Raw genomic sequence first — 19,880 nt, forward strand, 5'->3', positions numbered from 1 at the left:
AAGGCTTCGTCAATTCGTCATGGAAATCACCTATGGCAGCGAAGCTGACAAGGACTTTCCATGCGCTACGCCCTCTATTTCACCCCCCGGCAGGACGAGCCTCTGGCGCGGATCGCCGCCGACTGGCTGGGCCGCGACGCGTTCGGCGCCGCGACGAGGCCGGTCGAAGCGGTGGCCGACCTGTCGGCGGCGGAAGTCGCTTTCCACACCGCTTCGGCGCGCCGCTATGGCTTTCACGCAACGCTGAAAGCCCCCTTCCGCCTGGCTGCCGACGAGACGGAAGCCTCGCTGCGCGCCGCACTCGACCAATTCGCCGAGGCGACGCCGGTGGTGACCATCCCGCGTCTCGTGGTCAGCCAGATCGACGGCTTCTTCGCACTGGTGCCGGAAGGGCCAGTGCCTGCGCTCAACCGGTTCGCCGATGACGTGGTGCGCGATTTCGACCGGTTTCGCGCACCACTGAGCGAAGCGGAAATCGAGCGGCGCAGCCCGGATTCGCTGAAGCCGGCCGAGTTCCGCAATCTCTGCCAATGGGGTTACCCCTATGTCTTCGAAACCTTTCGCTTCCACATGACGCTGTCGGGCCGGGCGGGGTCACAGGAAAGCCCTCGTTTGCGCGCAGCGATCGACAGCCTGTTCGCGGAAGTGCTGCAACAGAAGGTGCTGGTGGATGCGCTGACCTTGTTTGTCGAAACCGAACCGGGTGCACCGTTCATGGTGCTCTCGCATCACGCGCTCGGGCGCCGCCCGGCCAGAAAAACCGCCTGAAGGACTGCCTGAAATGACCGCCGAGACTGTTCTCCACAATGCCCGCATCGTGCTTGCCGACGAGATCGTCGAGGGTTCGCTGGTGCTGCGCGACGGCTTTATCGCCGGCATCGAATCCGGCATCAGCCGCATCGGCGAGGATATGGGCGGCGACTATATCATTCCCGGGCTGGTCGAATTGCACACCGACCATCTCGAAGGCCACTACGCGCCGCGGCCCAAGGTGCGCTGGAATCCGATCGCCGCCGTGCTCGCCCATGACGCGCAGGTGGCGACCGCCGGCATCACCACCGTGCTCGACGCCTTGCGCGTCGGCATGGACGAAGACGCCGACCTGACATCGGCCGACATCCGCAAGCTGGCCGACGCGATCGAGGACAGTGTGAAGCAGGACCGTCTGCGCGCCGACCATTTCATCCATCTGCGCTGCGAGGTTTCGGCACCGGACTGCCTCAGGGCTTTCGCCAATTTCGACGGCGACGAGCGGGTCAAGCTGGCGTCGCTGATGGACCATGCGCCAGGCCAGCGCCAGTTCGTCGATCTCGAGACCTATGCCTACTATTACCAGCGCAAGCTGAAGCTGACCGATCGCGACTTCAAGCTGTTCTGCGAAAAGCGGATGGCCGAATCGGCGCGCAATTCGGCGCCGAACCGGGCGGTGATATCAGCCGCCTGCCAGGAGCGCGGCATCGTGCTGGCCAGCCACGACGACGCCACATCAGGCCATGTCGACGAGGCGATCGAGCAGGGCGTGCGCGTCGCCGAATTCCCGACCACGGAAGAGGCCGCCAGGGCCTCGAAAGAGGCCGGGATGGGCGTGCTGATGGGCGCGCCCAACGTTATGCGCGGCGCCTCGCATTCGGGCAATGTCTCGGCCCGCACGCTGGCCAGCGACGGCCTGCTCGACATCTTGTCATCCGACTATATTCCCTTCAGCCTGATCCAGTCGGCGTTCTTCCTCGGCGATGTCGTCGAAGGCATTTCCCTGCCGCAGGCCGTCGCCATGGTCTCGAAGAACCCGGCCGATGCGGTTGGCCTGACCGATCGCGGCGTCATCGAACAGGGCCGCCGCGCCGATCTGGTGCGCGTGCGCGTCGACGACCATGTCCCGGTGGTGCGCACCGTCTGGCGGCAGGGAAGCCGGGTCGCATGATGGTGTCGGCGTCGATCGAGCGGGAATTGTCGGCCGAGACGTTTCCGATCCGCGATGGCGTTTTCGTCGCCGTCGTCGGCCCAAGCGGCGCCGGCAAGGACACAGTGATCGGCTACGCCCGCGCCCGCTTTGCCGACGAAACGCGGCTGGAGTTCGTCCGCCGCGTCATCACCAGGCCGAGCGATGTCGCCAGCGAGGACCACGACACGCTGGCCGATGCCGCCTTCGTCGAGGCCGAAGCCGATGGCGCCTTCGCCATCTCCTGGGAAGCGCACGGCTTGCGCTACGGCATCCCCGCCGATGTCGACTGGTCCGTCGCCAATGGCCGTGTCGCTGTCGCCAATGTGTCGCGCGCGATCATCCCCTCCTTGCGCGAACGCTATGCCAATCTGGCCATCGTCGAGATCACCGCCTCGCCTGAAGTGCTGGCCGAGCGTCTGGCGATGCGCGGCCGCGAGTCACGCGGCGAAGTGCTGGCGCGGCTGGCACGCAGCGCCAATGTCACTCTGTCCGGGTCCGGCGTCACCTCGATCGACAACAGCGGCCCGCGCGAAGCGGCCGGCGAACGCTTCGCCGAGGTGCTGCGCAAGGCGATGGCTTTTTCCGACATGTCGGGCCTGATCTAGATCGTCGGCTCCTGACGCCTCGTTCACGCGATGGGCGCTTTAAGCCCCAAGCGCAAAGGGCATCAGCGACACCGTGCCGGCCGAACTTTCACCTGGGGCGAGCACGATGGCGCCCTCGTCCGGATCGCTCCATCCGCCCCGGTTGAAAGCACCGGATGCCATGGTCTGCGGTTCGACGCAAAAGTAAGGCTTGGCCGGATCGGCGTACAGCATCAGGTGCTTGAAGATCGGATCGGCCTTGATGCGCAAACCCGCGCCGCGCGCCGGAAAGCGAAGCGTCGCCTCACCCGTCCAGCCGCCATAATCATTGTTGCGCCAGCCGGCGGGTAAAGGCCGGCTCTCGGCGAAGTCGAGTTCGGGCGCAAGCGCTATCGGATCGCCGGCGATGCCTTGCGGTTCCTCCAGATAGAACCGCGCGGCCTTGAATTGCAGCGTGACGTCCGGGTCGCGGTCGAACCAAGGATGCAGGCCGAAACCAAACGGCATGGAAACCGGCCCCGTGTTGGTCAGTGTCATGGTCACGTCGAGGCCTTCTTCGGACAGCACGAAAGCCTGCGTCGCGTGATAGGAGTAGGGTTCGAGGCTGGCTGCGATATCCAGCGACAGCGTTGCCTGGGCGTCGCCCGCTGCAGTGACAGTCCAGGGGTGTTTCCAGCCGCTGCCATGCACGTTGATGGCTTCGGGCGGATTGTTGGGCTGGACCCGCCAGCGCTTCGCTCGAAACTCGAAGGTATTTCCGGCGATGCGGTTGGCGTAGGGTATCATCGGGAACATGGCCACGCCAAGCACGTTGCCCGCTTCGCGATCATGGTCCGAGAGCCTGCGCATGAGATCGATGCCGCGCCAGCGCAGCGCGCTGAGGCTGCCGCCGATTTGCGGCACCAGTTCGGCTTCGAGCGCGCCGGCCCTGAGCGTCAACGGTTCAGGAATTGCAGCCATCGCCCGCCATTCGCCGCGAGGCGCTATTCCGCGGCCGCGCCGGCGGCGCTTTTTCGGGTGGCGTCGACCATCAGCCGCCGTTCCCGGAACACGCCCCATTGCTGGTCGACCAGCACGCCGATGAGGATGACGCCGCCCATCACCGCGAAGTTGAGCGAGGACGGGATGCCGAGCAGGTTGACTAGGTTCTGCAGTTCCTGCAGCAGCACCGTGCCGAGGATGACGCCGATCAGCGAGCCTTCACCGCCGCGCAGCGAGAAGCCGCCGAGCACGGCGGCGGCGATGGCGTAGAGTTCGTAGAACTGGCCGTGGCTGGCCGGAGAGATCGAGCGCGTGTACATGGCGAAATAGATCGCCGACAGCGCCGTCAGCACGCCGCAAATGACGTAGGCGGCGATGACGACGCGGCCGGTGCGGATGCCGGAATATTTCGCCGCCTCCTCGTTCTTGCCGATGGCGTAGAGATAGCGGCCGAACACCGAGCGGTGCAGCACCACCCACATGACGATCGAGATGACGATCAGCGCGATGAAGCTGTTGGGAACGCCATAGGAGCGCCCGGCGGTGAGGAATTCGAGGTCGGGAAAATTCTGGCCGAAGGCAAAACCCGCGGTGCCGTCGGCGGTGTAGAAGCGGGCAACGCCGCGGTAGATCAACAGGCCGCACAGCGTGACGACGAAGGGCTGCAGCTTGAGCCTTGTGATCAGCCAGCCATGCGCCAGGCCAATGATGGCGCCAAGCACCAGGATGAGCACGAAGGCCAGCGGCCATTCCATGCCACGCACGGCGATGAAGTCGATGAACAGCGTGCCAAGCAGCGCTACCACCGAGCCGACCGACAATTCGATGCCGCCGGTGATGATGACGAAGGCCTGGCCGATCGACAGGATGCCGAACAGGCCGATCAGGTTCGAGGTGTTGGCGAGGTTGATCGGCAACAGGAAGCGCGGATTGATGATCGCCACGATCGCCCCGACCACCAAGATCAGGATCAGCAGGCCGAGATCTTTCTTGCTCATCGTCTTCTCCCCAATGCCTGAGCGGATCGCGTTTGCGCGGCCCGTGGCAAGAACTATTTCGGCTGCTTGCCCACCGCCAGGAGCAGCACGTTTTCCTGGCTGAACCGGTCCTTGTCGAGAATACCCGAGATCTGGCCCTCATGCATGACGGCGATGCGGTCGGACACGCCGATCACCTCTTCCATGTCCGAGGAGATCATCAGCACGGCGACGCCGGCATCGGCCAATGCGCGCATCAGGCCATAGATTTCCGCCTTGGCGCCGATGTCGATGCCGCGCGTCGGCTCGTCGAGGATCATCACTTTCGGGTTCATGGCCAGCCATTTGCCGAGCACGACCTTCTGCTGGTTGCCGCCCGACAGCGTGCCGGTGCGCGTCTGCACCGACGGTGCCTTGATGCCGAGATCTTTCTTCTGCTTCTCGGCGGTGGCGGTCTCGGCGCTTGAGGACACCAGCGAGCGGCGCGCATGCGCCGGCAGATTGGGCAGCGAAATATTCTGGGCGATCGACAGGTCGAGCAGGATGCCGGTGAGCTTGCGGTCTTCCGGCACCAGGAAGATGCCATGCGCGACAGCGTCGGCCGCGGACGCCAGCGCGAGCGGCTTGCCGTCGAGCTCGAGCGCGCCGCCAAGCTTCGAGTCGATGCCGAAGAACACCCGCGCCAGTTCGGTGCGGCCGGAACCGACAAGGCCGGCAAGACCGAGGATTTCGCCGCGCCTGACGTCGAGGTCGACCGGCCGGCCGGGATAGGCCGGTGTGCGGATGGCCTTGGCCGCAAGCGCTACGGCGCCGGGCGCACGCGCAGCTTCGGAGGCTTTTTCGCGCTCCTTCAGCATGCGGCCGATCATCAGCTTGACCATCTGGTCGTGGCCGATGTCGTGCTTGCCCAGCGTACCGGCAAGCATGCCGTCGCGCAGCACGACGACGCGGTCGGCGACGCGCTCGACCTCGTGCAGGCGGTGCGAAATGAAGATGACGCTGATGCCGTCGGCCTTCAGCGCCTTGATGACGTCGAGCAATTTGTCGGTTTCGGCGAGCGGCAGGCTCGATGTCGGCTCGTCGAGGATGACCAGCCGCGCCTCGATCGACAGCGCCTTGGCGATCTCGACCATCTGCTGCTGGGCCAGCGACAGGGTCGCAACTTGGGTGTCGGCGGAAAAATTGGCGCCGACGCGCTTCAAAAGCGGCGCCACCATGGTGCGCAGCCTGGCGCGGTCGACGAGCTTCAGCGGCCCGGCGCGCAACGGCTCGCGGCCGAAGAAGATGTTGGCCGCGACATCGAGATTTTCGAACAGGTTGAGTTCCTGGTGGACGAAGGCGATGCCCGAACCCAGGCTGGCTTCGACGGAGAGCCTGTCATGCGCGGTGCCGTCGACCGTGATCGTGCCGCTGTCGGGCGTGGTGACGCCGCCGAGGATCTTCATCAAGGTCGATTTGCCGGCGCCGTTTTCGCCGACGAGGCCGATGACCTCGCCCGGCCTGACCTCCATGGAGAAGCCGTCCAGCGCGACGACGCCCGGATAGGTCTTGCGCACGTTCTCGAGGCTGAGGAACGGGGCGGTCACGGATGCAGCAATGGATGTGTCGGAATAGTTCATCATGCCTGACAGCGATTGGCGGAACGGCCTCCTCGCAGACTGACGGGCCTGATCGAACCCGTCAATAAAAAGCGAGGCGTCGCGCTGCCCCTCACCCTACCCCTTCCGGGGCGAGCCACTTGTCTCGCCCGTCCTTCGGACCCCCGTATAGAGACGGGGAGAGGGGGATTGCCAGCGTTGGAGCGCTTCCCTTCTCCCCGTCACTATACGGGGAGAAGGTGCCGGCAGGCGGATGAGGGGCAGCGCTAACGACGATCAGTTTCCAGACATCGCCTTCAGATTGGCGGCGTAGGCGTCGACGTCATCCTTGCCGATGATCTTGGTCGGGATGATGATGAGGTTGCCTTCCGGGATGCCCGACTTGTCGCCCTTGAGATAGGCAGCCATCAGCTTCATGCCCTGATAGGCCCATTCGAAGGGCTGCTGCACGACGGTGGCGGCAATGGTGCCTTCCTTGACGCCGCCCAGCGTGATCGGATCGTCATCGAAGCCGACGACGGTGATCGAGCCGAGCTTGCCGGCGTCGCGCAGCGCTTCATAGATGCGCGGCGTGTTGTAGGAATAGAAGCCGACCATGCAGGTGACGTCGGGGCTGGCGACCAGCGCGTCCTCGACATTCTTCTTGGCGCGCGCCTGGTCGATGTCGTCGCCGCGCACGTCGATCAGCTCGATCTTGGTGCCGGCCAGGCCGTCCTTCATGCCCTGGATGCGCTCCTTGGCGTTGTCGGCGCCGAGCAGGCCGACGAAGCCGAGGCACTTGCCGCCATTGGGCATCGCCTTCTTGGCGATTTCGGCCGCCTGCTTGCCGGCATCGACATTGGACGAGCCGATATAGGCGACGCGCTTGGTCTGCGGTGCGTCAGAGTCGGTGGTGAACAGCGCCGTTTCCGAGGCGATCTTGTTCAACCCATCGGTCGAGGTCTTGGGATCGACGGCCGAGACCATGATGCCCTTGACGCCGGCGGTCACCAGATCGTCCATCAGCCGCTGCTGGATGGCGACCGAGGACTGCTCGGGATATTTGAGCTCAAGATTGTAGTCAGGCAGTTCGCCCTGCGCCTTCTTGACGCCGGCTTCGGCGGCCTTCCAGAAATCGGAAGCGCCGTTGACGACGAAGGCCAGCGTCGGCTTGTCTTGGGCGCGCGCGATGGCCGTGGCCGACAGGCCAAGCAGCAGCGCGGTCGCGGCTACGGATGCAGTTCGTATCAAGGATTTCATGTTCAACCTCCCGTTTGGCTCAGTCGTTGGACCGGCCGATCTTGCATTAACCTGATTTTGGCACTGACCTGATTTGCCGTTTGCAGCGTGGACGCCCTCCTCCTCAAAGGGGTTCCCGGCACCGAAAGAATGGCGTCGTTCCAGCCACGATCATGGACCTTAGAGACTCATCCTTCGTTCGTAAATAGTCCGATTTGTCTGACATATCACATATCCGAGACAAGGGTTGCGGAGGTAGGTCCGCTCGCCACCGGGCCATTTTTCGTACTCTCCCGCCGCCCCGAACGTCACCGACCGGACGCGACGGATTGACGGTACAGGGCATTTTTGTATTAGTAAACAGTATTAGTTCCACGCCAATGCCGGGGTTTCGCGGTGCGCCCGCCGCCGAGCCGTGGTCACCGCCGGCCCGCCACCCAAGCCTTCCGCCCTTTAGGTTTTGGCTTGTATGGGGATTCATGGCGGATGGACCTCTGGTATACTAATAGTTATAAACGACCTTGGGGTTACCGCTATAAATCGACGGCGTCACGCCATCTTGCCGGCCTGACCGGCCTGCCAGACTGGGATTTGCCATGAGCGAGACGACGGATCGGGCCAGCGACACGGCGAGGCGGCGCAAAGCGCCGGCCAAGGGCGCCAAGGGCCGCGTCACCATGATCGATATCGCCAGGGCGGCCGGCTGCTCGCAGGCGACCGTTTCCTTCGTGCTCAACAATTCGCCAGGGATCAAGCTGTCGCAGCAGACCCGCGAACGGGTGATCGAAACCGCGCGCACGCTCGGCTACGCCGCGCCCGCCTTCTCAGCCCTCCACCCGACGTTGCCTGCCTTCGGGGGGCCCGCCTTCGAAGGGCTGGACGGGGTGATCGGCTTCGCCGTCGACCAGCTCGCCACCAGCCCGGAAGCCGTGGTCGCCATCGAGGGCGCGCGCCAGGCCTCGTGGAATGCCGGCAACGTGCTTCTGGTGGCGCAGACGCTGGGCGATTCCGTCATGGAGCCGCGCGCCATTTCAGCGCTGACCAAGCGGGGCATTTCGGCGCTGATCTACATGACCATCTTCACCCGCGAGATCACAGCGCCCGACTACCTCTACGGTCTCGACATCCCGGTGATCCTGCTCAACTGCTATACGGCGGACTATGCCTTCCCTGCTGTGGTGCCGAGCGAGATCGCCGGCGGCCAGAGCTCGACCCGCCATCTGATCAGCCACGGCCACCGCCGCATCGCCACCATCACCGGCGAGCCCTGGATGCAGGCCGCCCAGGACCGCCTGAAAGGCTACCGCCGCGCGCTCGCCACCGCCGACATCCCGTTCGACCCCGAGCTGGTGGTCGAAGGCGACTGGTCGGCCAGCGCCGGCTACGCCGCCACCGTCAAGCTGCTGGCGCTCAGGGATAAGCCCACCGCCATCTTCTGCCAGAACGACCGCACCGCGATCGGCTGCTACGAAGCGCTGAAGGAAGCCGGCCTGCACATTCCGCAGGACATCTCCGTGGTCGGCTACGACGACGAGGAAATCGCCCGCCACCTCTTCCCGCCGCTGACGACCTCGATCCTGCCGCATATGGCGATGGGCCAATGGGCGATCGAACAGCTGGAAGCGCCGGCGGCGCCTGGACGGGGGCGGTATCCGATTACGAAGCTGGAGTGCCCGCTGGTGGAGCGGGAGAGTGTGAGGGGGGTGGCGGGCTGACGGCGGCGCGGCTGGGCAGCAAAGGGAGCGCCGAACTGGACGTTGCGAATTCTGCAGCCGAATAAAAGGCGGTGGTGGAATATTCAATTGCAGCCGGATACTCTTCCTGCTGAGATATAATCGCGAATCGATCTTGCTTGATAGTCAGGTTCAACAGCAGACTCGGCAGCAAGGACCGTGCGTGTTTCATCACTCTGCCGACAATCTCGACGATTTAATGCGAAAGGTTTTCACGCGGCTGTTGTCCGGTAACAAGCGGAACAACCGCGTGAGATCACGCAAAGGTACAAGCACCGAGTTGTTCGGTGCGCTTCTCGAACTTACTAATCCGCGTGCGCGACTGGGAAGATCCGAGGCGCGCGCTAGAGTTTTCAGTCCGCTTGGCGAACTGCTCTGGTACCTGTCAGGCAGCGACGCATTAGACCAAATCAATTACTACATCGAAGGATATGACGAGTTTTCCGACGACGGCGAGACGCTCAACGGCGCTTATGGCCGCCGTATCTTCGGGCGCGCTCGCCTGCACGGCGACGCCGAGCCCAAGGACGAATGGCAGCGCGTGATCGACACTCTGCGCGCCGAGCCCGGTTCGCGTAACGCGATCATCCAAATCTACGCGAACGCCGACGGTGCTCGAAACGGTGCAGACGGCAAAAAAAGCAAGGACATTCCTTGCACCTGCACGCTGCATTTCGTCATCAGGAAGAAACGGCTTCACCTACACGTGCACATGCGGTCCAACGACGTTTTCCTCGGGCTGCCGCATGACGTCTTCTCGTTTACCATGCTGCAGGAGATCGCCGCGCGTGAGTTAGGGGTCGAACCAGGAACCTATCATCACTCGGTGGCCAGCCTACATCTCTACGACGACACGGAAAGGCAAAAGCCGCGTACAAACGCCCAGAAGTACGTGGACGAGGGGCTGCACGACATCGTCCCCATGCCGCCGATGCCGTTGGGCGATCCGTGGCCGGCCGTATGGCAAGTGCTGGAAGCGGAACGTGAAATCCGTGCCGGCAACCCGAATTTCGAACCCGTGGCGGATCTCGACCCCTATTGGCGGGACCTGATTATACTGCTGCGCGTCTTTGCTCTTGGCACATTACGGGATACGAAGCGTGCCGCCGAGTTGCTCAACCGGCTGAACCATGACGGGTTCAAACTCTATGTGCTCGATCGGATCGCTAAGAAGAAAGTGGCGGATCCGGTCATCCGAGAACTGTTCGAACCGGAAGAAGTAGATGCCCAACGGAATCCATAGGGACCGCCAATTCCAATTGCTGAAAGGCCTTGCGGCATACGAAGACGAATTCGGTCCACTTCCCGGTATCGCGGATCCCGCGGCCAGACAGACACTGGTTGAGCAGATGGTGTCGAGCATCCGACGGATCGAGTATGTGCGGAATTTCCGCCATCGCCCAGCCATCTCGGCTGATCGTATCAATCCGTACTCCCCTCTTTTCGATCCTCTGAAAGGTGCGTTTTATCTTGATACCAAGGGCCGCCGCGACGAAGCGGTATGGATAGCTTTTCTGGGCACTCATTTTGGCAAACACGCCGAAGATGCCTGGAAGCTGGCCGCGAACGTCATGGGCTCGTTCGGAGAGGGGCCGGTGTGGACTTTGGAGCGCTATGGCGTCAACAGGGCCGATTTTGAGGCGATGTTAACCACGCATGAGGATGACCTGAAGTCCAAATCTATATCCGGACGATTTTCGAACCACCGTCAGTACCAAAGCAAGAAGATTGGCAATATTGGCAAGGTGTTCAGTACTTTCCACGAATGGTTGACGGCCTCGGGTGGTATGAATTCCAAGGTGCGGCTGATACATAAAGAGGTTGGCCAGGAGCCTACGGCAGTTTTCAAGAAGCTCTACCGATCGATGAAGGATGTCTACGGTTTTGGTCGCTTGGGCAAGTTCGACTTCCTGACCATGTTGGGCAAGCTAGACCTAGCGCCGATTGACGCCGACAGTGTGTACCTAACGGGCGCCACCGGCCCGTTGTTCGGGGCTAAGCTGCTAGTCTTGGGAGCGACCAATGCAGAAGGTAAGCCCAAGGAGATCGAGAGGGCGGTTGATACGCTCGACGACTACCTCAACGTGGGTAAGCAAGTGCTTGAAGACAGTCTCTGCAATTGGCAGAAGAGCCCGACGATCTACACTTATTTCAGAGGTTAGTCGATCAGGTCAGGTATGTTTGGGTCTTCACCCCAACGGTAGCGGCGCTTGAGGAAGTTCAGCTTGCTGTGATCCACCACGTCGGCCCGCTGCAACTGACCTACGATGATACCTGGTGTGACATCCACCGCTCGGGCGATGGCCATGATAGCCTTCGGCCCCACGCCACGGTTGTCGAGTTCTTCCCGAAAATTGGCAGGAAAGAGCAATTCTTGCGCAAACTCGTTGGCCTCTCGTTCTTGAGTCTCCGTGTCCGTTCCCATGAATACAGCGCCTTCGCCGTCGATATGGTCTTGCCCATGCAGTACGATGTGCGCAGCCTCATGAAAGAACGTGAACCAAAAATGGTCTTCCGCCATATGGCGGAAGCTAAGCAGGATGACCGGATTGCCGTTGGTATCGAACCAGGACGCGCCACTTGCGCGGCAACCGTCCGGAGTCCGGGCGGTTGCTACTGCCACACCGACAGATCTGCAAGCGGCTACGAGGCGCGGAACAAACGCGGATGGCCGTTTGAAAGCTGAAAGCTTCTTTAGTCCTGGAAGCATGTTCCTAAATGCCGAGAGGTCAAACTCGGGCAGGTCACGGTCGGCGATGGCCAATTCGCCGGCGCGCAGCCAGACCAGTGTGGCCATGCCGTCGGACGCGAGGGATAGTGAGGTTCGGAAAGCGACAGCGCCCACGCCCGATGAGTAGCGCTGTCCCCATTCCTGCAGAGTCAAGCAGCCAAAAAATGCGAGAATCTCGTCCTTGAGTTTGTTCTTAGACTTGCTGCCTTTGGGGACCCAACCGAATTTGCGCATCGATGCTGCCGGCATCGATGCGACCCATGACGCCTCTGAGTCTTGTGAACTCTCGTCCAAACGGGCCATATCCAAAACGTAGGATTTATCGCGGGCCAGCCAGAACCGCGTCGTAGACCCTAGATTGTCGGCCAGAACACCGGCGTCACTTTCTGTCAACCGACGGTGGCCCCTAATCAAAGCGTCGAAATCGTCTGTGGATATTCCCAATGCGTCAGCGAGTTCTGCGCCGTCGATTTCCTTGGTGTCCATGAGCCGCACTATCGTGTCGCCCGGCGGTGAAGACCAGTTAGGGTCAATCATGCTAGCAGCTTTCCGTTGTTGAGAATCCGCAAGAGCTTAACGCGGTGAACATCGCCCCAGTTGGTCGTGTCGATCACACCGGCTCCGATGGGCTCCACCTCCACTACAGCGGAATCTCCCAATGGATAGCTTAACCCGATCTTGCCTTCAGCCCAGTTAACCTTTGGTTCATCCGGCACTTCGTGGAGATAAATGGCGCCCCGCATGTCTGCGATAAGACTGTGGTATGACCGTGCCAGGTCCTCACCGAGCATTTTCGTTGCCGCCTTTCCGTCGATAGTTGCCCTTCGGATTTTCGGTGTGAGATAGTGAAGTTCCAAGGCAAATCGTCCCGCGAGCAGACCCGAGACCACGCCTGTGACTACTTCGCGCTGCGAGTAGTGAGAGACAGCCCGAGGAAAAAGACAAGTCGAATCGTTCGTCTAGACAACTAATGTCAGCGCTATCCGGCTACGACACCATAATCAATGCCGGTGTCGTCATGTAGCTGAGCGATTGTGCTTATCCTTGCTGATATGCGGCGCAAAGCAGCCACCGCCAAACGCAGTGTCCAGAACGGACCCCTTTGCATTCTGGCGCACCCGACAGGATTCGAACCTGTGACCTCTGCCTTCGGAGGGCAGCGCTCTATCCAGCTGAGCTACGGGTGCTTTCCGGAATCCGGAAAACGAACCAGCCGGTGAACCGGCAAGTCACGGCTTCTTAGCGGAAGCAGGCGCGGGCTTCAACGGGCAATTGGAGATTGGCGCAGCGACATGGCCCGGTGCGTGCAGGCTGCGGCCTATGAGGTTGCCGCCCCCGCCTTCACCGTCCGCCGCCCGCGCACCGCCCGCTTCGGCTTCTTCGCACCCGCCAGTTCGTGCATCGCATCCAGCTGCATCTGCTGCATTTCGGCGAGCCGCGTCCATTGGCGCGAGATGAGGTAGTCGAGTTTTTCGTGCAGATGGCGCACTTCGAGCTCGGCCTTGAGGTTGACGCGGTAGTCGTTGAAGGAGCGCAGGCGGTCCTTGGACTCCTGCCGCCGCTGGCTCATCATGATGATCGGCGCCTGGATGGCGGCGATGCAGGAGAGCAGCAGGTTGAGCAGGATGAAGGGATAGGGATCGAAGGCGGCGCTCATGCCTTCGAGCAGGTTGATGCCGATCCACACCAGAAGCACGCTGCCGAACGAGATCAGGAACCACCAGCTGCCGCCGAAGGCCGCCATGTTGTCGGAGACGCGGTCGGCAAAGGTGCGGTGCTCCTCGAATTCTTCTTCCGAGTTTTCGGAAATCGTGTCCTGCCTGGCGATCGATTCGACCACCTGGCGGTCGAGCTCGGAGAATTCGCCGTGCTCCTGCTGCAGCAGCTCCTCCATGTAGCGCATGCGGTAGCGGCCGAGCTCGGCGCGGCTGATGCGGGCGCCGGCCGGCAGGTCGGGATGGTCCGACCGGATGCGGTCGGCGAGGCTCGGGCGCAGCGTGTCGATGCGCACCAGGTCGCGCTTGCGGAATTTGCGGCCCGAGATCGCCGACGGTTTTTTCTTCGGCTTGCCACGGTGGGCGCCGGGACCCGCAGGTTCGGAGTCCGGCACTTCGGGCGTCTCGAAGTGCTCGTCCGATACCGGATCGGCCTCCAGCTCACTGAGGGTCGGCGCCTCGAAATATTCGCCGCCGCTGTCGTGCTGGTTGTCTTCCGGTTGCTCGGGCGTTTTGGGGACGGTGCTCATGGGTGCGGGCTCCTGATGGTGCTGGGCGACGTATGCCGCAACATCGCCAGCATCGCGACGGATTTCGTGGGACTACAAGTGTTTTTGATCGCTTCCCGACTTCGTCATCCACGGGCGGAGCGGGAGCGAAGCGGACGCGCAGACGCGAGGATCCATGCCGCGACCTGCGAGTGTCGCTTGCGGTGCAGAACTTGCCCGATGTTGGCGCCAATCACCCCCCTCTGTCCTGCCAGCGTGCGCAAGGTTCTGCACCCTGGTGACGCGTTTGGAGTCCCGGCATGGATCCTCGGGTCTGCGCCGCGTCGCTATGCTCCTTGCTTCGCCCGTGGATGACGAAGTGGTGGGCGGCAGCCGAGCACCCAGACGCGAACCGCGCCGCGGCCACTATTGCTCGGCGAACATCAGCCTGGTCTTGGCGCCGTCCGTCGTCGGCGACAGGCTCCGTTGGATCAGCGCTTCGACGTGGTCGTTGCGCTGGCGGGCTGAGTCGGCGCCCATCACCACGACGATCAGATTGCGGCCGTCGGCGTTGTAGGAGGTGACGATGTTGAAGCCCGACGCCCTGATGTAGCCGGTCTTGATGCCGTCGACGCCGCGCACGCGGCCGAGCATGTCGTTGTGGCCGCGCACCAGCCGGCCGCGGAACATGAAATCGCTTTCGGAGAAATAGTGGAACTGCTGGGGAAAGCGCCGATGCAGCGCCATGCCGAGCACCGCCATGTCGCGCGCCGTCGTCATCTGGCCACCGTCGGGCAGACCGGACGCGTTGCGGAAAATGGTGCTGGTCATGCCGAGCTGGCGCGCCCTGGATGTCATCATGGCGGCGAACTGAGCTTCACTGCCGCCGAGATATTCGCCGACCGCCACGGCCACGTCGTTGGCGGATTTGACGACGATGGCGCGGATCGCGGAATCGACGTCGATGCTCTCGCCGCGCCGGAAGCGCAGCTTGGTCGGCGGCTGCGAGGCGGCATGGTCCGAAACCGGGATCTGCGTCTGCTTGCTGACGCGGCCGGAGTCCAGCGCCTCGAACAGCAGATAGAGCGTCATCATCTTGGTCAGCGAGGCCGGGTAGCGCTGCGCCGTCGAGCTGACCTCGAACAGCTGCTTGCCGGTCCTGGCGTCGACGACGATGGCCGCATATTTCTGCGCCGGCGCCGGCACGGCCAGCACGCTGTCGGGCGGCGTCGTGGCGCAGCCGGCAAGCAGCACCAGCAGGGCGAGTGCCGCAAAAAATCTCTGGATGAGCGGAAGGGGGTTGTACAAGGGCAAGTCTGTTCTGGGGTCGGCTGTTGCTGAGATGCGGCGAAGCTAACGTAACGCATGTGATGCGTCCATTTGGTTAATGGCGGCAGCAAGGCATTTGCCCAGGTTTGCGCATATTTTCAGAGCTTGGCGCCGCCCCTCATCTGGCTGCCGCCATCTTCTCCCCGTGAACGGGGAGAAGGACGCTCTCCTCGACGGGTTCGCCAACCGCCGGCGTCGCAGAGTGAACGCCAACGCCGCGGCATCTCCCTTCTCCCCGTTCACGGGGTGCCGGCAGGCGGATGAGGGGCAGCGCCGGCGTCGGCTATCGGCCCCGCCGAGCATCTGCCCCGAAAACGCCGGTTTTCCCGTGTCTTTCCTTGCCAGGGCCGCGTTTCCCGTGGGAAGGGGCGTGGTATCTCAGGGCTTGGGGGCTTGGCATGACGAATATCGGGGCCGGGGGCGCAGCGCCCTCGCTTATCAGGGCATCGCTCAGCCGCACCGGCAAATGGGCCGGCAGTGTCGCCTTTATCGGGGGTGCCGTATCAGACATCCTCAATCCGCTGGCGCCGTTCGCCGCCTATATCGCGCTGACCGCCGCGGTGGCCGCAATCATCATCGCCATTGCCATCGTGCTCAGGCTGGTGCTGGCGGCCAGAGCGCTGCCGGCCTTGATCTTCGCCACCACGGCGGCGGCCGTCGCCAGTGGCGTCTACGGCCTGCAGCAGCAGACCAACGCCCAGAACGGGGTGATCGCCAGCCTGGTGCCGGCCATTGCCGGGCTGCAGCAGTCGATGGGCATCGTGTCCGAAAAAGTGGCCAGGATCGAGCAGACCGTCACGCAGATGCAAAATACGGTCGAGGCGGTCAAGCAGACGACCGACACGGTGGCGAAGAAGGCCGACGAGATCGCTAACGCCCAGCAGCAGCAGACGCAGCAGACGGCGGAGGTGCAGAAGACCACCGACGAGGTGAAGAAGCAGACCGAGACGCTGGCCGCCGGCCAGGCGCAGCAGCAGGCCCAGACCGAGAAGCTGCAAGAAACGACGCAGCAGATCGCCGCCTCGATCGACACCATCGCCAAGGGCTTTGCCGCCTTGGCCGCGCAAGGCGGGGCGATTGCCGAGCCGAAGCGGCCGGACGAATTCTACCACAATGCCCGCGTCTACGAGCTGTCCGGCGACATGCTCAACGCGCGGCGCTCCTACCTCGCCTTCGCCGGTTTCGATGTCGACGCCATCGACCCCTACACGCGCTTTGCCACGCTGCTTCGGGTGCAGGACGGTAAGGCCGGCGCGCGCGAAGTGTTCGGCGCGCTTGCCGACAAGGGCAAGGCGCTGTCGATCAAGCTTGTGCATATCCAGCAGTTCGACGACGCCCAGCGGCTCGACAAGCTCAACGCCTTCATATCAGCCAATCCAGATTTCGCGCCGGCCTATTTCCTGCTGGCGCAGGAGTTTTCCGAAGACCGGCTCGGCGCCCAGACGCTGGCCGACAAGCGCAACGAGGCCAAGGCGCTGACCAGGTTCGTGTCCTACGAAAAGGATGGCGGGCTGCTCAAATATGTCGTCGACCAGACGCAGTTGGCCGACTGGCTGGACCGCAGCCGCAACCGGCTGGCGGCACTCGGCGACGTGCTCGATCCCGCCCGCTTCGTGCCTTCGCTGACGCCGATGCGCTCCAACCAGGGCTGGTCGATGACCATCTCGCTGCCGGAGCCGGCGACCGCCATCTCCTGGCGCATGGGCGACAGCGGCCCGTTCACCGACACCGGTTTCCTGGCCATGAACGACCAGACGACCGGCAAGCCGATGGCCAATCCGAGCTTCGAGATGCCCGACAGCACCGTGGCGGGGATCATCGCCATCAAATATCTCGACATCAGGGGCCGCGAGACCGGCCCGTTCGACATCCGCTTCGACCCGGAGACCGCGCTCCAGCAAGGCAACAAGCAGATCCTCGACCAGTTCTGGACCTCGTGGATCGCTTTCGATGCCAGCGGCAATCATGGGCTGGTCTACTTCACCCAGATGCTGTCCTACCGCTGCGCCATCAAGCAGGTGCATTACAGCCTGAACGGCGCGGCGCTCGACAAGGAGATCAAGATGCCGCCCTGCGACAAGAAGGACCCTTACGCCATCCCCTACGACTACCAGCCCTATTCAAGGTCGCCGACAGCGTGAAATCGATGTCGGTGCAGGTCACCTACACCGACGACACCAAGTCGCCGGTGCGGGAATACAAGCGGCAGTAGAGGCGCCCACCCTCCCCCTTGTGGGGAGGGTCGATCCGCCCAGCGGATCGGGGTGGGGGTGACGCCGGCGCCAGACCCCCACCCCGTCGAACGATCTCCGCTTCGCTCCGGCCGCTCGCCGACCCTCCCCACAAGGGGGAGGGTGAAAGGGCGCTGATGCAAAATGCCTGTCGCAGTGCTTGCGCAGGTGCCGCCGAACAGGCCAGTTTGCGCCTGCAGAATCGGTGAGAGCGCAATGACCATCCACACCATCAAGGCCCGGGGCATTTCGGTTTCGCTCGACCTCACGGTCGGCCACATCGCCGACATGGTCGTCGAGGGTGGCGGGCGGCAGCTGAAGCCGCTGCACCGCGCACCCTGGGTCGATGCGAACGAGACACTGCCGGACAATTTGCCGGAAGGCACCGTTCGGCTGTCCGGCGATTTCCTCTGCGCGCCGTTTTCGCGCAGCGATGTCGAGGAAGCGCCGCTGCATGGCTGGCCGGCCAACAGCGCCTGGGATGTCGTCGAAAGTGCCGCGACAGACGATGGCTGGCGCGCGGTCTATCGCCTGCGGCACAAGGTGATGGGCGCTTCGATCGACAAGATCCTGACGCTGCGCGACGGCCATCCCTTCCTCTACCAGGAACATGTGTTTTCCGGCGGCCATGGTGCGATTTCGGTCGCGCATCACCCGATGACGACAATGACGGGCGGCGGCAGGCTGGCCTTTTCGCCGAAGCGGTTTGCCGCGACGCTGGACGACCCGCTGGAGCCGGATCCCGCACGCGGCCGCTTCCTGCTGGCCTATCCGGCACGATCCGCCGATCTCGGCCGTTTTCCCGCCGCAGGCGGCGGTACGCTCGACCTGACGGAATACCGCATGGGCGACCTGCGCGAGGATTTCCTCACGCTGGTCGAGACAGATCATGGCGGACCGGGCTGGACCGCGCTGGCGCGCCAGGCCGAGGACGATCTGGTGCTGGTGCTGAAGAACCCTGCCGAGCTACCGATCACCATGCTGTGGCTCAGCAATGGCGGGCGCGACTACGCGCCCTGGAGCGGCCGCCACCTTGGCGTGCTCGGCATCGAGGATGGCCGCGCCGCCGTCGGCCATGCCGCCTCGATCGGCGACAACTGGCTGAGGCGCGAAGGGGTAGCGACCGCCTTTGCGCTGGACGAAAGCCAAAGCGTTTCCTTTCGCCATGTCATCGGCGCCATGCCGCTATCTGGCGGCGAGCCACCGCAGGAGCTCACGACGGCGGATGGCCGCATGCGGCTGACGGCCGGTGGCGCGGCGCGGGAGGTTCCCTTCGACAGCGATTTCCTGCGTATTGGGCAGCCTGTGGCTGCCTGAACGAACAGCACAGTTTACTTCTGTTCGTTCAGGGGTTCCCATCAATTGCCAAAGTTGGCGCCGCCCCTCACCTGCCTGCCGGCATCCTCTCCCCGTATAGTGACGGGGAGAGGGGTGCTCTCATCACCGATTTCGCCAACTACCAGCGTTACAGAGTAGGCGCCGAGATTGCGGCTGGCCCCTTCTCCCCGTCACTATACGGGGAGAAGTGCCCGGCAGGGCGATGAGGGGCGGCGCCAACTTTGGCAAAAGACCGCCTCCAATAGCTCAAATCCCGATTTGAAATTTCCGCCAACTGCCGACAAGATACAGCGGAAATTATCGTGCCGATCATCCAGGCAAGCGAGGCTCTCATGTCCGAAATCGCCCATCTCGCCGCCACCATCTTCAAACGCGCCGGCAAGGCAAAGCGCTTCATCGTCGCCATTGCCGGTCCACCAGGCTCCGGCAAGTCGACGCTGTCGGCAAGGCTGCATGAACTGCTGCCCGAAGGGGCGGCTGAGGTCGTGCCGATGGACGGCTTCCACTATGACGACGCAGTGCTCGAGCGGCGCGGCCTGCGCGCGCGCAAGGGCGCGCCGGAAACCTTCGACTTTGCCGGGTTTGAGGCCCTGCTGAAGCGTATCCGTGCCGGCGAACCCGACATCGCCATCCCGGTCTTCGACCGCAGCATGGAACTGTCACGCGCCGCTGCTTCGATCGTCGCCACGCAAACCAAGTTCATCCTGGTCGAGGGCAACTATCTGCTGCTCGACGAAGAGCCGTGGTCGCGGCTGGCGCCGCTGTTCGATTTCTCGATCTTCGTCGACGTGCCGCGCAACGAGCTCGAGCGCCGCCTGATGGAGCGCTGGCACGGACATGGCCGCTCCGATGAAGATGCGCGCGCCTGGATCGCGTCCAACGACCTGCCCAACATCGAACGCGTGCTCGCGCGGCGCCGGGCTGCCGATCTGGTGATCGGCCTTTCCGCTTGATTCGACGGATTGCGCAAGGGGAACCTTAAGACTTTCAGGGCGTTATCCCGACACGGCAATTG

17 protein-coding genes and 1 tRNA gene are annotated in these 19,880 nt (G+C 63.2%); 9 read left to right on the forward strand and 9 right to left on the reverse strand.

Translation table 11 applies throughout. The annotated features are described in order from the left end of the window. Positions 1-60: 60 nt before the first annotated feature. Genes NP503_RS10365 through phnN form a run of 3 tightly spaced genes read left to right on the forward strand, consistent with a single transcriptional unit; the run spans position 61 to position 2,547 of the window. Positions 61-768 carry a DUF1045 domain-containing protein gene (locus tag NP503_RS10365; RefSeq protein ID WP_127269079.1) on the forward strand — a complete coding sequence of 236 codons (708 nt, stop codon included), beginning with the start codon at positions 61-63 and terminating at the stop codon, positions 766-768. Between the two features lie 13 nt (positions 769-781). Beyond that, positions 782-1,921 carry an alpha-D-ribose 1-methylphosphonate 5-triphosphate diphosphatase gene (locus NP503_RS10370; RefSeq protein WP_127269078.1) on the forward strand — a complete coding sequence of 380 codons (1,140 nt, stop codon included), beginning with the start codon at positions 782-784 and terminating at the stop codon, positions 1,919-1,921. After that, complete coding sequence (phnN, locus tag NP503_RS10375) at positions 1,918-2,547, forward strand: phosphonate metabolism protein/1,5-bisphosphokinase (PRPP-forming) PhnN (RefSeq protein ID WP_164748922.1); 630 nt, start codon at positions 1,918-1,920, stop codon at positions 2,545-2,547. Before NP503_RS10370 ends, phnN begins: the two co-directional genes overlap by 4 nt. 39 nt (positions 2,548-2,586) lie before the next feature. Here the strand turns inward: phnN and NP503_RS10380 are convergent, their stop codons facing one another. The 4 genes from NP503_RS10380 to NP503_RS10395 all read right to left on the reverse strand — a co-directional run bounded on the left by NP503_RS10380 (position 2,587) and on the right by NP503_RS10395 (position 7,321). Beyond that, positions 2,587-3,486 carry an aldose 1-epimerase gene (locus NP503_RS10380; RefSeq protein WP_127271236.1) on the reverse strand — a complete coding sequence of 300 codons (900 nt, stop codon included), beginning with the start codon at positions 3,484-3,486 and terminating at the stop codon, positions 2,587-2,589. 23 nt (positions 3,487-3,509) lie between these two features. Continuing rightward, a complete protein-coding gene (locus NP503_RS10385; protein ID WP_027040007.1) occupies positions 3,510-4,505 on the reverse strand; it encodes an ABC transporter permease in 996 nt (331 codons plus the stop codon). Positions 4,506-4,558: 53 nt separating this feature from the next. Continuing rightward, positions 4,559-6,103: a sugar ABC transporter ATP-binding protein gene (locus NP503_RS10390; protein ID WP_127269277.1), complete on the reverse strand. Its 1,545-nt coding sequence runs from the start codon at positions 6,101-6,103 to the stop codon at positions 4,559-4,561. A gap of 255 nt (positions 6,104-6,358) precedes the next feature. Further along, positions 6,359-7,321 (reverse strand): sugar-binding protein, encoded by a 963-nt coding sequence (locus tag NP503_RS10395; protein WP_127269276.1) that lies wholly within the window; start codon positions 7,319-7,321, stop codon positions 6,359-6,361. A 575-nt stretch (positions 7,322-7,896) separates the two neighbouring features. On the opposite strand from NP503_RS10395, the gene NP503_RS10400 reads away from it, so the two are divergent. The 3 genes from NP503_RS10400 (at position 7,897) to NP503_RS10410 (ending at position 11,195) form a co-directional block, all read left to right on the forward strand. Further along, positions 7,897-9,015, forward strand: a complete 1,119-nt coding sequence (locus NP503_RS10400; protein WP_206518854.1) for a LacI family DNA-binding transcriptional regulator — start codon at positions 7,897-7,899, stop codon at positions 9,013-9,015. A gap of 181 nt (positions 9,016-9,196) precedes the next feature. Then, entirely contained in the window at positions 9,197-10,276 is a 1,080-nt protein-coding gene (locus NP503_RS10405; RefSeq protein WP_127267268.1) for a thymidylate synthase, read from the forward strand. Beyond that, positions 10,257-11,195, forward strand: coding sequence for a hypothetical protein (locus NP503_RS10410; RefSeq protein WP_127267267.1), 939 nt, complete (start codon positions 10,257-10,259; stop codon positions 11,193-11,195). Before NP503_RS10405 ends, NP503_RS10410 begins: the two co-directional genes overlap by 20 nt. On the opposite strand, the gene NP503_RS10415 is transcribed toward NP503_RS10410, so the two are convergent. The 5 genes from NP503_RS10415 to NP503_RS10435 form a co-directional block, all read right to left on the reverse strand. After that, the gene (locus NP503_RS10415) at positions 11,192-12,250 is read right to left on the reverse strand and encodes an ImmA/IrrE family metallo-endopeptidase (RefSeq protein WP_164749084.1); all 1,059 of its coding nucleotides are present in this window, start codon (positions 12,248-12,250) and stop codon (positions 11,192-11,194) included. The two genes, NP503_RS10410 and NP503_RS10415, sit on opposite strands and share 4 nt — an antisense overlap. Positions 12,251-12,297: 47 nt before the next feature. Beyond that, positions 12,298-12,621, reverse strand: a complete 324-nt coding sequence (locus NP503_RS10420; protein WP_127267265.1) for a hypothetical protein — start codon at positions 12,619-12,621, stop codon at positions 12,298-12,300. A gap of 253 nt (positions 12,622-12,874) precedes the next feature. Then, a tRNA-Arg gene (locus tag NP503_RS10425) sits at positions 12,875-12,951 on the reverse strand. 131 nt (positions 12,952-13,082) lie between these two features. Next, positions 13,083-14,009, reverse strand: coding sequence for a DUF1003 domain-containing protein (locus tag NP503_RS10430; RefSeq protein WP_127267264.1), 927 nt, complete (start codon positions 14,007-14,009; stop codon positions 13,083-13,085). Between the two features lie 384 nt (positions 14,010-14,393). Further along, the gene (locus tag NP503_RS10435; protein ID WP_236383085.1) at positions 14,394-15,275 is read right to left on the reverse strand and encodes a D-alanyl-D-alanine carboxypeptidase family protein; all 882 of its coding nucleotides are present in this window, start codon (positions 15,273-15,275) and stop codon (positions 14,394-14,396) included. Positions 15,276-15,694: 419 nt separating this feature from the next. On the opposite strand from NP503_RS10435, the gene NP503_RS10440 reads away from it, so the two are divergent. The 3 genes from NP503_RS10440 (at position 15,695) to NP503_RS10450 (ending at position 19,818) form a co-directional block, all read left to right on the forward strand. Next, complete coding sequence (locus NP503_RS10440) at positions 15,695-17,437, forward strand: methyl-accepting chemotaxis protein (RefSeq protein ID WP_236383084.1); 1,743 nt, start codon at positions 15,695-15,697, stop codon at positions 17,435-17,437. A 306-nt stretch (positions 17,438-17,743) separates the two neighbouring features. Continuing rightward, the gene (locus tag NP503_RS10445; RefSeq protein WP_127267262.1) at positions 17,744-18,844 is read left to right on the forward strand and encodes a hypothetical protein; all 1,101 of its coding nucleotides are present in this window, start codon (positions 17,744-17,746) and stop codon (positions 18,842-18,844) included. A gap of 353 nt (positions 18,845-19,197) precedes the next feature. Then, complete coding sequence (locus NP503_RS10450) at positions 19,198-19,818, forward strand: nucleoside triphosphate hydrolase (protein WP_127267261.1); 621 nt, start codon at positions 19,198-19,200, stop codon at positions 19,816-19,818. Positions 19,819-19,880: the final 62 nt, after the last annotated feature.

This window comes from Mesorhizobium sp. SEMIA396, assembly GCF_024518615.1.
In the GTDB taxonomy this organism is placed as follows: Bacteria; Pseudomonadota; Alphaproteobacteria; order Rhizobiales; family Rhizobiaceae; genus Mesorhizobium.